The 12,129-nt window shown below is 70.9% G+C and carries 17 protein-coding genes and 1 riboswitch; of the genes, 9 read left to right on the plus strand and 8 right to left on the minus strand.

All coding sequences use genetic code 11. The features are described 5' to 3' along the window. Window positions 1-88: 88 nt before the first annotated feature. The 3 genes from AC07DO_RS07350 to AC07DO_RS07360 all read right to left on the minus strand — a co-directional run bounded on the left by AC07DO_RS07350 (window position 89) and on the right by AC07DO_RS07360 (window position 2,112). Window positions 89-853, minus strand: a complete 765-nt coding sequence (locus AC07DO_RS07350; protein ID WP_479057685.1) for an aminoglycoside adenylyltransferase family protein — start codon at window positions 851-853, stop codon at window positions 89-91. Between the two features lie 116 nt (window positions 854-969). Further along, window positions 970-1,440 carry a cyanase gene (cynS, locus tag AC07DO_RS07355; protein ID WP_479057686.1) on the minus strand — a complete coding sequence of 157 codons (471 nt, stop codon included), beginning with the start codon at window positions 1,438-1,440 and terminating at the stop codon, window positions 970-972. A gap of 72 nt (window positions 1,441-1,512) precedes the next feature. Next, window positions 1,513-2,112, minus strand: coding sequence for a carbonic anhydrase (locus tag AC07DO_RS07360; protein ID WP_479057687.1), 600 nt, complete (start codon window positions 2,110-2,112; stop codon window positions 1,513-1,515). A 157-nt stretch (window positions 2,113-2,269) separates the two neighbouring features. Between AC07DO_RS07360 and cynR the strand changes: the two genes are divergently transcribed. The 3 genes from cynR to AC07DO_RS07375 all read left to right on the plus strand — a co-directional run bounded on the left by cynR (window position 2,270) and on the right by AC07DO_RS07375 (window position 3,917). After that, window positions 2,270-3,166, plus strand: a complete 897-nt coding sequence (cynR, locus tag AC07DO_RS07365) for a transcriptional regulator CynR (RefSeq protein WP_479057688.1) — start codon at window positions 2,270-2,272, stop codon at window positions 3,164-3,166. A gap of 207 nt (window positions 3,167-3,373) precedes the next feature. Next, a complete protein-coding gene (locus AC07DO_RS07370; protein ID WP_150181948.1) occupies window positions 3,374-3,721 on the plus strand; it encodes a PRC-barrel domain-containing protein in 348 nt (115 codons plus the stop codon). 40 nt (window positions 3,722-3,761) lie between these two features. Continuing rightward, window positions 3,762-3,917, plus strand: coding sequence for a DUF6131 family protein (locus AC07DO_RS07375; RefSeq protein ID WP_165284346.1), 156 nt, complete (start codon window positions 3,762-3,764; stop codon window positions 3,915-3,917). A 116-nt stretch (window positions 3,918-4,033) separates the two neighbouring features. Here AC07DO_RS07375 and AC07DO_RS07380 read toward each other — a convergent pair whose 3' ends face one another. Next, the gene (locus AC07DO_RS07380) at window positions 4,034-4,162 is read right to left on the minus strand and encodes an LPFR motif small protein (RefSeq protein WP_263398772.1); all 129 of its coding nucleotides are present in this window, start codon (window positions 4,160-4,162) and stop codon (window positions 4,034-4,036) included. Window positions 4,163-4,304: 142 nt separating this feature from the next. Between AC07DO_RS07380 and AC07DO_RS07385 the strand changes: the two genes are divergently transcribed. The 5 genes from AC07DO_RS07385 to AC07DO_RS07405 all read left to right on the plus strand — a co-directional run bounded on the left by AC07DO_RS07385 (window position 4,305) and on the right by AC07DO_RS07405 (window position 7,658). Beyond that, window positions 4,305-4,685 (plus strand): VOC family protein, encoded by a 381-nt coding sequence (locus AC07DO_RS07385; protein WP_479057689.1) that lies wholly within the window; start codon window positions 4,305-4,307, stop codon window positions 4,683-4,685. 108 nt (window positions 4,686-4,793) lie between these two features. Beyond that, entirely contained in the window at window positions 4,794-5,141 is a 348-nt protein-coding gene (locus AC07DO_RS07390; protein WP_479057690.1) for a hypothetical protein, read from the plus strand. Between the two features lie 29 nt (window positions 5,142-5,170). Next, window positions 5,171-5,662: a hemerythrin domain-containing protein gene (locus AC07DO_RS07395; protein ID WP_479057691.1), complete on the plus strand. Its 492-nt coding sequence runs from the start codon at window positions 5,171-5,173 to the stop codon at window positions 5,660-5,662. Between the two features lie 237 nt (window positions 5,663-5,899). Then, complete coding sequence (locus AC07DO_RS07400) at window positions 5,900-6,781, plus strand: SGNH/GDSL hydrolase family protein (protein ID WP_479058552.1); 882 nt, start codon at window positions 5,900-5,902, stop codon at window positions 6,779-6,781. A gap of 70 nt (window positions 6,782-6,851) precedes the next feature. Beyond that, window positions 6,852-7,658 carry an endo alpha-1,4 polygalactosaminidase gene (locus tag AC07DO_RS07405; RefSeq protein ID WP_479058553.1) on the plus strand — a complete coding sequence of 269 codons (807 nt, stop codon included), beginning with the start codon at window positions 6,852-6,854 and terminating at the stop codon, window positions 7,656-7,658. 13 nt (window positions 7,659-7,671) lie between these two features. Here the strand turns inward: AC07DO_RS07405 and AC07DO_RS07410 are convergent, their stop codons facing one another. The 4 genes from AC07DO_RS07410 to AC07DO_RS07425 are packed head-to-tail and all read right to left on the minus strand — an operon-like array spanning window position 7,672 to window position 10,450. Continuing rightward, window positions 7,672-8,571 (minus strand): energy-coupling factor ABC transporter ATP-binding protein, encoded by a 900-nt coding sequence (locus AC07DO_RS07410; protein ID WP_479057692.1) that lies wholly within the window; start codon window positions 8,569-8,571, stop codon window positions 7,672-7,674. After that, window positions 8,568-9,317, minus strand: coding sequence for a cobalt ECF transporter T component CbiQ (gene cbiQ / locus AC07DO_RS07415; RefSeq protein ID WP_479057693.1), 750 nt, complete (start codon window positions 9,315-9,317; stop codon window positions 8,568-8,570). Before cbiQ ends, AC07DO_RS07410 begins: the two co-directional genes overlap by 4 nt. A 6-nt stretch (window positions 9,318-9,323) precedes the next feature. Next, complete coding sequence (locus tag AC07DO_RS07420) at window positions 9,324-9,704, minus strand: energy-coupling factor ABC transporter substrate-binding protein (protein WP_479057694.1); 381 nt, start codon at window positions 9,702-9,704, stop codon at window positions 9,324-9,326. Then, complete coding sequence (locus AC07DO_RS07425) at window positions 9,704-10,450, minus strand: energy-coupling factor ABC transporter permease (protein WP_479057695.1); 747 nt, start codon at window positions 10,448-10,450, stop codon at window positions 9,704-9,706. Before AC07DO_RS07425 ends, AC07DO_RS07420 begins: the two co-directional genes overlap by 1 nt. Before the next feature lie 30 nt (window positions 10,451-10,480). After that, window positions 10,481-10,664: riboswitch (cobalamin riboswitch) on the minus strand. Window positions 10,665-11,038: 374 nt separating this feature from the next. Between AC07DO_RS07425 and AC07DO_RS07430 the strand changes: the two genes are divergently transcribed. Beyond that, window positions 11,039-12,034 (plus strand): DUF3048 domain-containing protein, encoded by a 996-nt coding sequence (locus AC07DO_RS07430; protein ID WP_479057696.1) that lies wholly within the window; start codon window positions 11,039-11,041, stop codon window positions 12,032-12,034. Window positions 12,035-12,129: the final 95 nt, after the last annotated feature.

The following is a 12,129-nucleotide window of genomic DNA, read 5'->3' on the forward strand; positions in this document are numbered from 1 at the left end:
GGCGTCTTGGAGCTTCACCGCGGTCGCATCGGATGTCAATGGGTCGGGAACCGGCCGGAATGCGAACTCGCCCTGCGATCAAGGGTGTTCAGGCGCGCGGGGACAGCCGCTCGATCTCCCTGACGACGTACCGGGCGTGCGGTTCGACCTGCGGGAGGAGGTCGTCCCAGCGCTCGTCCTCCAGGCCTAGGTAGACGGCACGGGCGCGGGCCAGAACGGGCCGGTGTTCGGCCGGAAGTCGGTCGAGGACCCAGTCGGCCGCCGCGTCCTTGGCCGTGATGTCGCCGGTCGCGAGGGTCGTCCACATGCGGGCGAGGGTCAGCAGGACGTTGCGGGTGTCGGTGTCCAGCTCGGCGAGCAGTTCAGGAACGCCGTCGACCATCGCGCGGGTGACGTCCGCGGGCGGCACCGGGTCGAGAACCCGCTCCGGCGACGGCCCCCGGAGTGCGGTTCCGCCCCGCAGCACCATCGTGATCAGGAGCGCGAGGTCCGGGTTGGGCCCGGGTTCCGGAGTCCGGCCGCGCAGGTACGCCTCGCGCAGCCACTCCCCGTACTGGAATTCACCGCGGGGCGGGTACGTCCAGGGACGGATGTCGCCCTGGACGGCGACGGTCAGCTCGACGGGGCGCAGGGGCCCGCCCGGGGCTCCGCTGCCGGAGAGGGCGAGCAGCCCGTCGGTCAGGGCCTGGCGCTGCCCTGCGGTGGTGCGGCGCCGGGCGACGACGAACAGATCGATGTCGCTGTGCGGGCGCAGGCCGCCGAGGACGGCCGAGCCGTGCGGGTAGACGCCCACGAGGTCGGCGTCGCCCAGCACGTCACGCACCAGGAGAACCACGTCGTCGGTCTGCGTCACCCGTCACTCCGTCCGCCCCGCGTCGCCCCCGCCCCGCATCGTAGACGCGCGCCCTCCCCGCATCGTAGGCGCGCGGCGGGCCCGGCCGTCGCACGGCCGGGCCCCCGGACCACGGATCAGAACGGCTTGGTGGGCAGGTACTTGCCGTCCAGAGTGATCACCGCGCGCTCGCCGCCCTCGGGGTCGGCGACCTTCCGTACGTCCAGCTTGAAGTTGATCGCGCTGATGATGCCGTCGCCGAACTCCTCGTGGACCAGGGCCTTCAGCGTGGTGCCGTAGACCTGGAGCATCTCGTAGAAGCGGTAGATCGTCGGGTCGCTCGGGATGCCGCCGGGGATGGAGCCGCGGGTCGGGATGGTCTGCAGCAGCGCCGCCGCGTCGTCGTCCAGGCCGAGGAGCTCGGCGACGGCCTTCGCGGCGGGTGCGGGGAGTGCGTGCTGACCGAGCACCGCGGCGGTGACGAAGGCGACGGAGAGGCCCGCCGCGTCGGCGATCTGCTGCCAGGACAGGTCCTCGCGCACCTTGGCCTCGACGGCGCGGACTGCGAGGTTCTGGCGGGCGGTGGGGTCGAACTGGGCGTGGATCATGAGGGTGTCCTTTCGGGGGGCGGGGGTTCGGGGTTCGGGGTGCTGTGAGGCGGGGTGCTGTGCGGCGGGGCGTCAGGCCGCCGGGGCCGTGGCCGCGGTGAGGTTCTCGACGGAGCCGGTGGCGATGTCGTAGACCCAGCCGTGCAGCGTCAGCTCGTCGCGGGCCAGGGCCCGGGCGACGGAGGGGTGGGTCGTCAGGCGCGTCAGCTGGGCGCGTACGTTCTCGCGCACCAGGGCCCGCACGCGGTCCGCCCCGGTCACGGACCCGGGGGTGCGGGCCACGGTGTCGTCCGCGTGGCGCAGCCACTCGGCGACGGCCGGGGTGCCGCTCAGGTCGTGCCCCTCGGCGAGGGCGGTCATCGCGCCGCATGCCGAGTGCCCGCACACCACGATGTCGGTGACGCCGAGCACGGTCACCGCGTACTCGACACCGGCGGCCACCCCGTCGGCGGCGAACGGCGCGTGCGCCGGTACGAGGTTGCCCGCGGTGCGGATGACGAACAGCTCGCCCGGCTCGCGCTGGGTGATCAGCTCGGGCACGACGCGGGCGTCCGAGCAGCCGATGAACAGCGTGTCCGGTGCGTGGCGAACGGCCAGGCCCGCGAACAGCTCCGCCTTGGCCGGGAAGACGTCCTGCTGGAAGCGTCTCAGTCCTGCTGCGAGGTCTTGCACGGTCACTCCCTTCTGAAGCTGCGAAAGCTCCGGTCACGGCCCTGTGTCCTGTGTCCTGTGGGACTCGGGCTCGTGAGAACAACCCTGCACGACCTGCACCTATAGCGTCCAAGACGCAGTAGCCATGACTTCTATCGGTGACATCTATAGTCGGGGCATGGCCCCTGAACTCCGTCACCTCCGCTATCTGCTCGCCGTCGCCGAGCACGGCAACTTCACGCGGGCGGCCGAGGAGCTGCACATCTCCCAGCCGACGCTGTCCCAGCAGATCCGCCAGCTGGAGCGCGCGGTCGGCGTCCCGCTCCTGGACCGCAGCGGCCGCACGGTGCGCCTCACCGACGCCGGCGCCGCCTATCTCCCCCACGCACGACGCGCCCTCCAGGACCTGGCGGCGGCCGAACGTGCCGTGCACGATGTGACGGACCTGTCCCGCGGGACCCTGCGCCTGGCCGTGACGCCCACCTTCACCGCCTACCTCGTCGGCCCGCTCACCGCCCTGCTCCACGCCCGCCACCCCGGCATCACGCTGTCCCTGCGCGAGCTCCCCCAGGAGCGCATCGAACCCGCCCTCCTCGCCGACGAGCTCGACCTCGGCATCGCCTTCCAGGGCGCACACCTGCCGGGCCTGGCCGCAGCGGACCTGTTCACCGAGAGCCTCAGCCTCGTGGTGGGCGACCTGCACCCGCACGCCGGACGCACCGCTCCCCTGCCGCTCGACGAGCTCGCCACCGTCCGACTCGCGCTGCTCACCGGCGACTTCGCGACCCGCGTGCACATCGACGCCCATCTCGCACGACACGCGGTACGGCCGGACGTCGCCGTGGAGGCCACCTCGATCAACGCTCTCACCGAGATCGTCCGGCACTCCCCGCTGGCCACGGTCCTGCCCGACGCCCTCACCCGGGACCGCCCCGGCCTGCACACCGTCCCGCTCGACCCCGCCCTGCCCGCCCGCACGGTGACGCTGCTGCACCGCGAGAGCGGCTACCGGACCGCCGCCGCGCGCGCCTTCACCGAGCTGGCCCACGAGTGGTCACAGGTTCTCACCGTGTGAAACATCGCGGACACCTCGAGCGCGTTCTGCGCGTGTATCGACGTGAACATCAAAGGCTGACGTGAACCTCAAGGGGCGGGCTTTTTTATTTCACCCAGAGGGTTTGAGGGCGCCTCCACAGGACACCCGGAGTTCAGGAGCGGTTGATCATTGACTCCCTCCGATATTCATCATCCTGCACTTCAGGTATCGATCAAGGAGTCCTGAATGAACAACGACATGTGGAGCTACGTTCCGACTGCAGGGCACGGCCCCGACAGCGACCTCACGGGTTACAAGGTCGAGGCGGCGGACGGCCATATCGGCAAGGTCGACAAGCACTCCGACGAGGTCGCCAACCAGTACATCGTCGTCGACACCGGTGTATGGATCTTCGGCAAGGAGGTCCTCCTCCCCGCCAGCACCGTGACGGCCATCGACAACGAAGAGCGGCGAATCCTGGTCTCGCTCACGAAGGAGCAGATCAAGAACGCTCCCGAGTTCGACAAGGAAAAGCACCTCGGCGACCCCGCGTACCGCGACCAGCTCGGCGGCTATTACGGCTCGGGTCACTGATCAGGCGTACACTGTAATCGTTCCGAGGGTTGGAGGATCCATGATCGCACTCGGTCTCATTCTGCTCGTCATCGGTCTGCTGACCGGTGTTTCCATCCTTTGGACCATCGGCGTCGCACTTCTTGTCATCGGTGCGGTTCTTTGGGTCCTCGGTGCTGTCGGACACTCGGTCGGCGGCCGCAAGCACTACTGGTAACCGGGCGCGGTAAATACGCGGGAGCGGGAAAACAGGACATGGGAAGGGGGCCCGGGCTCAGCCCGGGCCCCCTTCCCATGTCTTTTTATAGAGTTGTTTTTTATAGAGCTGTTTTTTCAGTGGTGACCGTGCGCCGTGTCGGAAGCACCGCCGAAGAGTCGTGCGACCGCACGGAACGGCAGGGTGACCACCGTGGCGATGGCTCCGCCAATGGCTCGGAGAACGTCTGCAATGGCCTTCAGCATGATCGGGCCTCCAAAGGGCGCTGGCTCAATAGCTGTTTTTCCGCTGTACGGTGTCCGCACAGCCCTTGCACCCCTCGGTTGCCCCGCGAAGTCCGGGAAAAACAGTCCTGCTCCGCCGGGCACCGACAGTAGGGTGCCGCTCATGGCATGCCGAATCACTGAACTGGTCATCGACGCGGCCGACCCCGAACGGCTGGCCGCGTTCTGGCGCGACGTCCTCGGCTACATCGAGCTGGGGAGGGAGGACGACGGCAGTATCGAGATCGGGCCCGAGAGCGGCGCCGGCGGCCCGCAGCCGACACTCGTCATCGGCCCCACGCAAGACCCACGCAACGGCAAGCTCCGGCTCCACATCGACGTCAACGCCACCGACCGCGACCAGGACGCCGAGCTGGAGAGGCTGCTCGCCCTCGGCGCCACCCGCGCCGACGTCGGCCAGTCCGGCACCGAGAGCTGGCACGTCCTCGCGGACCCCGAGGGCAACGAGTTCTGTCTCCTGCGCAGTCGGGTGCGGCCCGTGTGACTCCGTACAGCCCGTGCGCCCCCACCTCATTACTCCCGCCCATCCCCTGCCTACTCCCTCTGCGGCCGACCGGAGGCGGATGCCGCCGGGAGTGGCCAGGATGACTCCATGGCCAACAGCACAGCAAGCACCAACAGCACAGCAGCCACCAACAGCACGGCACGCACCCACGACACCGCGCCGCGAACCGACGGTCTCGACGCCGTCACCACGCGCTGGGCCGCGCGCGACACCTCCTCGGCACACGGCCGTCTTCGCGACGCGTTGATCTCCTGGCGGACCTCACTCCCCCCGTCCTTCGCCGCCCCGCCCCCGGAACCGACCGGCGAACACGTACGGCTCGTCGTCGCCCCCGCCGCCCCGGGCGCACCCGAGGACGCACTGCTCCTCCACCTCAACGCCGACGAGGTGGAGCGGCTCATCGAACGGCTCGTGCGGGGTACACGGCTCCCGTAGCACCCCAGATCTCAGAAAGGCAGACCCCGATGGCCCCAACGAAGGACGTCGTCGAGCTGATCCTCAAGGACCACCGGACGATGGAGGACCTCTTCCGCAAGATGCGCAGTGTGGAGGCCGACCGGGCGGCGGCGCTGAACGAGTTCGCCGACCTGCTCATCGCCCACGCCCTGGCCGAGGAGGCGGAGGTCTACCCCGCGCTCCGCCGGTTCAAGAACATCGACGACGAAGAGGTCGAGCACGGCGAGGAGGAGCACGAGGAGGGCAACAAGGCGCTGCTCGCCCTGCTGGAGGTCGACGACGTCGGCTCGGACGAATGGGACGAGAAGCTGGAGAAGCTCGTCGAGGCCGTCAACCACCACGCCGACGAGGAAGAGCGCACCATCCTCAACGGCGCCCGTGAGAACGTCGCCATGGAACGGCGCGAGGAGCTCGGCACCGCCTTCCTCGCGGAGCGCGAGAAGCAGCTGGCGGCGGAGTGCGGCAGCGCCGACAACATCCGCCGCATCCTCAAGGACTGACCCCGCGCCCTTCGGGGCGTCCGGCACCGCACCGGCCCGACATCCGTGCGGGGCGAGCAGCGAAAGCCCGCTGTTCGCCCCGCACGGATGTCGGGCCGTTCGTGTGGTTGTCACCGAAGTGCCAAGACTCCGGGCGGGAATGCGCATGCGCACACGTAGTGGGTTGCAAGATCGTGAACTACGTTGCACGAGCTCCACCCCCCACGCCCTCTCCCCCGGAGGAGAACGTTCATGCGTATGCCCAGACCGCAGCGCACCGTGGCGGCCCTCGCCGCCGTCACGGGAATCGCCGCCCTCGGCCTCGGCGCGGGGCCGGCCGCCGCCGCTCCCGACACCAGTGATCCGCTGCGCTACGTCGCCCTCGGCGACAGCTACAGCGCCGGCTCGGGCGTGCTGCCCCTCGCCCCCGGCGCCCCGCTCCTGTGTGCCCGCACCTCGCTGAACTACCCGCACCTCCTCGCCTCCTCCCTCGGCGCCCGCCTCACCGACGTGACCTGCGGCGGCGCGCAGACGCAGCACTTCACCACGTCCCAGTACCCGGGCGTCGCCCCGCAGTTCGACGCGCTGAAGAGCGACACGGAGCTGGTGACGCTCACCATCGGCGGCAACGACAACAGCACCTTCATCAACGCGATCCTCGCCTGCGGCAGCGCGGGCATCCTCTCGGGCGGCAAGGGAAGCCCCTGCAAGGACCTCTACGGCAGCAAGTTCAAGGACCAGATCGACGCGACGACGTACCCGGCGATCAAGAACTCCCTGAACCAGATCAAGGCGAAGTCACCGAAGGCGAAGATCGCGATTCTCGGCTACCCGTGGATCACCCCCGCGAAGGCCGTACCGGGCTGCTTCGCGAAGATGCCCCTCGCCGAAGGCGACGTGCCCTACCTCCGTGACCTGCAAGCGCACTTGAACGGCGCCGCGCAGCGGGCCGCCGGGGAGACCGGCACGACGTTCGTCGACATGGCCGCCGCGTCCGACGCGCACGACGCGTGCCGCCCGGCGGGGCAGCGGTGGATCGAGCCGGTCCTCTTCGGTACGAACTTCGTGCCCGTGCATCCCAACGCGCTCGGCGAGGCCGGGATGGCCGAACGGACGGCGGCCGCCTTGAAGCTCTCCTGACCTCTGCGATCATGGCCGGGTGAACGGGATCAAGTGGCTTACCAGCAAGAACCGCACTCTGCGGAGCGCGATGGGCGGCACGCTGCTGCTCGCGCTCCTCGTCGGGTGCTCGACCGCCGGGTCCGGCACGTCCGCCGGATCCGGCGAGGACGACGTGCGGCAGCCGCCCGTGAACGCGACCTTCGACTATCAGCTGGGCGGCCCGTACAAGCCGCCGGCGAAGGTGCGGGCCGTCTCGCGCGACCGCACCGCCGACCCGGCCCCCGACCTCTACAACATCTGCTACGTCAACGCCTTCCAGGCCCAGCCCGGCAAGAAGGCGGCGCGCTGGTGGGAGCGCGAGCACCGTGATCTCGTCCTCCGTGACGAGGAGGGGCGGACGGTCGTCGACGAGGACTGGCAGGAGCCGCTCCTCGACATCTCCACGCGCGAGAAGCGCGAGGCGCTCGCCGAGATCGTCGGGGAGTGGATCGACGGCTGCGCGGAGGCGGGCTTCGACGCGGTGGAGCCCGACAACCTCGACTCCTACGAACGCTCCGACGGTCTGCTGACCACCGACGACGCGGCGGCCTTCGCCCGCCTCCTCGCCCGGCGCGCGCACAGCCAGGGCCTGGCCATCGCGCAGAAGAACACCACCGATCTGCTGGACCGGCGCCAGCAGATCGGCTTCGACTTCGCGGTGACCGAGGAGTGCGCGCACTACAAGGAGTGCCCCGACTTCACGTCCGCGTACGACGGGAAGGTCTTCGACATCGAGTACGTGACGAAGGACTTCGACGCCGCGTGCCGCACCTGGGGCAAGAAGCTGTCGATCACCCTGCGCGACCGCGATGTCCGGCCGGCGGGCGAGGACGGGTACGTGTACCGGCACTGCTGAGGCCCTGAGCCGGTCAGACGCCGTCCGCCCCGCCCACCGGTCCCGCCACCAGCGCCGCCAACTCCTCCGCCGTGCGCGGGCCCTCGCCCGTGCCGGTCGGCAGGCCGTGGGCGCGCAGCAGTTCGCCGACCGCGATGCCCCACGGAAGGTGCAGGCCGGCCTGTACGAGGAGGTCGCGTCGGGCCAGCATCTCCGCGGCCGGTCCCGTCCGTACGCCGGAGGGAGTGAGCAGCGCCGCGTCGTCCGCCCAGCGCAGGGCCAGGTCGACGTCGTGGGTCGCCATGACCACCGTCGTGCCCGCGTCCCGCAGCCCTTGCAGGGTGTCGAGGAGACGTTCCTGGCCGTCGGGGTCGAGTCCGGCGGTCGGCTCGTCGAGGATGAGGACACGGGGGCGCATCGCGACGGCGCCGGCGATGGCGGTCCGCTTCCGCTGGCCGTAGGAGAGCAGGTGGGTGGGCCGGTCGGCGAGCGGGGTGATGTCGAGGGCGGCGAGCGCTTCGGCGACCCGGGATCGGACCTCGGGGTCGGGCAGGCCGAGGTTGAGGGGGCCGAACGACACGTCCTGCTCGACCGATGCGGCGAACAGCTGGTCGTCCGGGTCCTGGACGACCAGCTGCACGGTGGTGCGCAGCCGGGTCAGGCCCTTGCGGTCGTACGTGACCGGGGTCCCCTCAAGGGTCAGACTCCCCTCGGCGGGCCGCAGTCCGCCGCTGAGCAGGCGCATGAGGGTGGTCTTGCCGCTGCCGTTGCGCCCGAGCAGCGCGAGCGCGCGTCCGTCGACGATGTCGAAGTCCAGGCCGCTGAGGACGGTGGGCCCGTCCTCGTACGCGTACGCCGCCGCGCGCAGGGCGACCACGGACGTGTGCGGTCCTGCGGGAGCGTCCGGCTCGCGCAGAGCCCTCGGCTCGCTCATGGGAGGAACCTTTCCAGTACGAGGGTGAGGGCCACCAGGCCCACGAGAAGGACCGCGCCCGCCGCGATGAACGGGCGCGAGATGCGGGCCTCGGGCACGAGCACGCGCAGGGTGCCGTCGTAGCCCCGTCCTGCCAGGCCGGCCTGGAGGCGGCTCGCCCGGTCGAAGGCGCGCACGAACGCGGTGGCGCCGAGACCCGCGAGGGAACGCCACGTCGCGGCGCGGGTGGTGTGGCCGAGACGCGCGGCCTGCGCCTGCCGGATGCGGCTCATGGAGTCCAGGAGCAGGAAACTCATCCGGTACGTGACGAGTGCCACGTCCACGACCGGCGCGGGCACGCCCGCCTTCACGAGGCGGGGCAGCAGGTCCGACATCGGTGTGGTGAACGCGAACAGGAGCACGCCGAGCGAGGCCGCGGAGGTCCGCAGCATCAGTCCTCCCGCACGCGCAGGGCCGTCCTCGGCGAACGTCACGAACCCGTCGGGGCCGCCCACTTGGACGAGCAGGGTGAGGGCGCCGGTGACGCAGAAGCCGAGCGGCACACGGTAGGCGCGCCACAGTTTGCGGGGCGGCACGCCCGCGGGGCCGAGCAGCAGGACGAGTGCGGCGGCCAGGACCAGGGCGGCGCCCGGCCAGGGCGGCAGCGAGATGGCGAGAACGGTGAGGCCGAGTCCGAGCACGGCCTTGTCCACGGGGTGACGGCGGCGCCAGCGACTGCTGTGCGCCGCCGCGTCGATGGGCAGCACGCCGGGTCAGACCTGCTCGGTCTCGGCCCGGCCGCCGTCCGCGTCGGCCGGGTCCCCGGAGGGCTCGCCACGCCGCTCCGCGCGCGCCTGTTCCGCGCCCTGCCTACGGCCCTTGCGGAGCCCGAAGTAGTAGGCGAGGACGCCCGCGCCGAGGGCCGCCTGGAGGGCGAAGAGCGCCGACTCGACCTCGCCGGAGGGAGGTTCGTACAGCGGTGAGAACCACGGCTCGTAGTCCGGCTCGATCTCGGTGATCGCCGTCTCCGCCTGGGCGTCGGCGCCGGTGAACGGCTCCTCCTCGTCGTCGCCGAGTCCGAGCGCGATCGGCAGCACGGCGAGTGCGGCGACGATCAGGAGCAGCAGAGTGTTGATCTTCGCGTTACGGCTCATCAGGCACTGGCCCCCGTCTGCGTCTCGGTCGGCTCCGTCGTCGCGGTCTTCGCGGTCGTCGCGGTCTTCGCGGACGTCTGCTTGCGCTGCAACAGCACGCCCAGCCGGGTGAGTTCGCCCTTGCTCGACTGCACGAGCAGCCGCATCACCAGGACGGTGAGCAGGCCTTCGCTGACCGCCAGCGGGATCTGCGTGACGGCGAAGATGCCACCGAACTTGCCGAGGGCCCCCAGGAAGCCGCTGCTGGGGTCGGGGAACGCCAGAGCCAGCTGGACGCTGGTGACGCAGTACGTGGACAGGTCGGCGACGAACGCGCCGAAGAAGACGGCGACCATGAGCGGCACGTCGTACCGCTTGAGGAGCCGGTAGACGGCGTATCCCGCCCAGGGCCCGACGATCGCCATGGAGAAGACGTTGGCGCCCAGGGTGGTGAGCCCGCCGTGGGCGAGCAGCAGCGCCTGGAAGAGCAGGGTGATGGTTCCGAGCACCGTCATGATCGGTGGGCGGAACAGGATCGCTCCGAGCCCGGTCCCCGTGGGGTGCGAGCAACTGCCCGTCACGGAAGGGATCTTCAGGGCGGAAAGGACGAAAGTGAAGGCCCCGGACGCGCCGAGGAGCAGCGTGCTCTCCGGGTGTTCCTTGACTTCACGGGTCAGGGAGCGGACTCCGTGGACGACGAACGGCGCGGACGCTACGCCCCAGGCGATCGCGTGCGCCGGCGGGAGGAAACCCTCGGCTATGTGCATGGCTCGGCAGACCCTCTCCAGCACCTCGTGGATGGACAACGCGCCTTGGCCGGTCTCCTGGCTGACGGGTCGTACCGACCGGACTCCGCCTTCCCGGGTACGTGCGTACCCAGTGGCTGCCGCGAGGGCTGGAGCCGGACTTCCCGATCACAGTGGCGAGGGCCGCACCGGCATCACACCGGATTTCCCGTTCACCAAGGCGTGGTGACATTAGTGCGCATCAGACGTGCTGACAACTTGCGCGCCGGTCGCGGTGGTGGCACGCGCGAGCGCGCATACCGCCGCGTGCGCTCCTGTTCAACGGCTGTGCCGGCTCTGGCGCGGGGCGGACGCCGCGTGGCACGCGGGTCGGGCCCCGGTGTCCGGCGGCGGGGGCGGCTTCGACGGGGAGGGCCGCGCTCAGCGCTGCCATGCCCGTGATTCCTCCGACGCGGGGCCCGGCACGTCCGCGGTGCCGTTCTGCGCGGCGCCACGCGGGCCGTCCCCCGGAAAGAGTGACGGGGCGCCGGTGGATGGCCCAGGCGTGATTGACCGTACCGGCGCGGGAGGTACATCTGCGGCTGCCGCCCCGCCACGAATGGAGACGCCTTGAAGGCAGCATCGAGAGTCCGGGCCACCCGCAGCACTCGCGTCGGCGCGAAAGTGCTCGCGCTGTTCGCCACGGCCTCGCTCACCGTGGGAGCCCCCTCGTACGCGAGCGCCCCCTCCCCGGAGGACGCCCCGGCGCCCCGGATCACCTCGCCCTTCACCGGGCAGTCGGCACGACAGAACCCGGTCCTCGCCGTGAAGTTCGACAACGCGCGCCGCGCCCGGCCGCACACCGGTCTCGACCGGGCGGACATCGTCTACGTGGAGAAGGTCGAGGGCGGTATGAGCCGCCTGATGGGCGTGTACTCCAGCAAACTCCCGAAGGCCGTCGGGCCGGTGCGCAGTGCGCGCGAGTCGGACATCGAGCTCCTGCGCCAGTTCGGGCGGCCCGCCCTCGCCTACTCCGGGGTGCGCAGCGCCCTGCAGAAGGTGCTGCGGAAGTCACCGCTCTACGCGCGCTCGCACGGCCGTGTGCCCGGCGCGTACTTCCGCCACAGCGGGCGTCCCGCCCCGCACAACCTCTTCGTCCGCCCGAAGGCCCTGCTGCGTTCGGCGCCGCGGGCCGATCGCCCCGGCGACATCGGCTTCCGCTTCGGCCCGGCTCCGGCGGGCGGTGCCCGCACCGCCGCGCGGACCGTCAGGTACGCCTCCACCAGCCACACCTTCCGCTGGTCGCCGCGGCAGGGCCGCTGGCTCGCGTCCTTCGACGGCGCCCCGGCCCGCAGCACGTCGGGGCAGCAGCTCGGCGCCCGCACCATCGTGATCCAGTACGTGAACATGCGCCCGTCGCGCTTCAAGGACGTCAACGGAGCGGTGACGCCGTACATCGAGACGGTCGGCCGCGGCAAGGCGACGGTGCTGCGCGACGGCAAGCGGTACGCGACGCGCTGGGAGCGCCCCACGGCCACCGGCGGCACCACGTTCACCCGGCCGAGCGGCGAGCCGATGCCCTTCGCCCCCGGCCAGGTCTGGATGGTCTACGCGGACCGCCGCTGAGAGCCCGTGCCCCCGGGAACGACCGAGCGGGCCGGTCGGGGCACTCCCCCACTTGTGGGGTGTCCCGGCCGGCCCGCTCAGTGAGGACCGCGGTG

It is taken from the genome of Streptomyces sp. NPDC045678 (assembly GCF_056432085.1).

Excerpts from the sequence above, each read along its gene's own strand:
- AC07DO_RS07375 (WP_165284346.1), top strand. The coding sequence starts at position 3,762 with ATGATCGCACTCGGTCTCATTCTGCTCGTCATCGGTCTGCTGACCGGT.
- cynS (WP_479057686.1), bottom strand. The coding sequence starts at position 1,440 with ATGATCCACGCCCAGTTCGACCCCACCGCCCGCCAGAACCTCGCAGTC.
- AC07DO_RS07395 (WP_479057691.1), top strand. The coding sequence starts at position 5,171 with ATGGCCCCAACGAAGGACGTCGTCGAGCTGATCCTCAAGGACCACCGG.
- AC07DO_RS07425 (WP_479057695.1), bottom strand. The coding sequence starts at position 10,450 with ATGCACATAGCCGAGGGTTTCCTCCCGCCGGCGCACGCGATCGCCTGG.
- AC07DO_RS07400 (WP_479058552.1), top strand. The coding sequence starts at position 5,900 with ATGCCCAGACCGCAGCGCACCGTGGCGGCCCTCGCCGCCGTCACGGGA.
- AC07DO_RS07380 (WP_263398772.1), bottom strand. The coding sequence starts at position 4,162 with ATGCTGAAGGCCATTGCAGACGTTCTCCGAGCCATTGGCGGAGCCATC.
- AC07DO_RS07370 (WP_150181948.1), top strand. The coding sequence starts at position 3,374 with ATGAACAACGACATGTGGAGCTACGTTCCGACTGCAGGGCACGGCCCC.
- AC07DO_RS07420 (WP_479057694.1), bottom strand. The coding sequence starts at position 9,704 with ATGAGCCGTAACGCGAAGATCAACACTCTGCTGCTCCTGATCGTCGCC.
- AC07DO_RS07410 (WP_479057692.1), bottom strand. The coding sequence starts at position 8,571 with ATGAGCGAGCCGAGGGCTCTGCGCGAGCCGGACGCTCCCGCAGGACCG.
- AC07DO_RS07385 (WP_479057689.1), top strand. The coding sequence starts at position 4,305 with ATGGCATGCCGAATCACTGAACTGGTCATCGACGCGGCCGACCCCGAA.
- cynR (WP_479057688.1), top strand. The coding sequence starts at position 2,270 with ATGGCCCCTGAACTCCGTCACCTCCGCTATCTGCTCGCCGTCGCCGAG.
- AC07DO_RS07405 (WP_479058553.1), top strand. The coding sequence starts at position 6,852 with ATGGGCGGCACGCTGCTGCTCGCGCTCCTCGTCGGGTGCTCGACCGCC.
- AC07DO_RS07390 (WP_479057690.1), top strand. The coding sequence starts at position 4,794 with ATGGCCAACAGCACAGCAAGCACCAACAGCACAGCAGCCACCAACAGC.